Source organism: Citrobacter sp. Cpo071 (assembly GCF_030332765.1).
GTDB lineage: Bacteria > Pseudomonadota > Gammaproteobacteria > Enterobacterales > Enterobacteriaceae > Citrobacter > Citrobacter portucalensis.
On record NZ_JAOWHE010000016.1, the window covers coordinates 1 to 265 of the forward strand.

At 53.6% G+C, this 265-nt stretch carries 1 tRNA gene; it reads left to right on the forward strand.

Annotated features, from left to right (window positions below):
* Window positions 1-180: 180 nt before the first annotated feature.
* A tRNA-Ala gene (locus OGY09_RS00250) sits at window positions 181-256 on the forward strand.
* Window positions 257-265 lie beyond the last annotated feature (9 nt).

Sequence of the window (265 nt, forward strand, 5' to 3'; positions counted from 1 at the left end):
GCTTGTAGCTCAGGTGGTTAGAGCGCACCCCTGATAAGGGTGAGGTCGGTGGTTCAAGTCCACTCAGGCCTACCAAATTCTTTCTGATACCGCGTTGTGAAACGACTCGCATACTTCAGTATGCTTCGCCGTTCCACGCCTTGTCTCAGCAAGAATTAAGGTGAATGAGATAACTACGATGGGGCTATAGCTCAGCTGGGAGAGCGCCTGCCTTGCACGCAGGAGGTCTGCGGTTCGATCCCGCATAGCTCCACCATCCTTACTG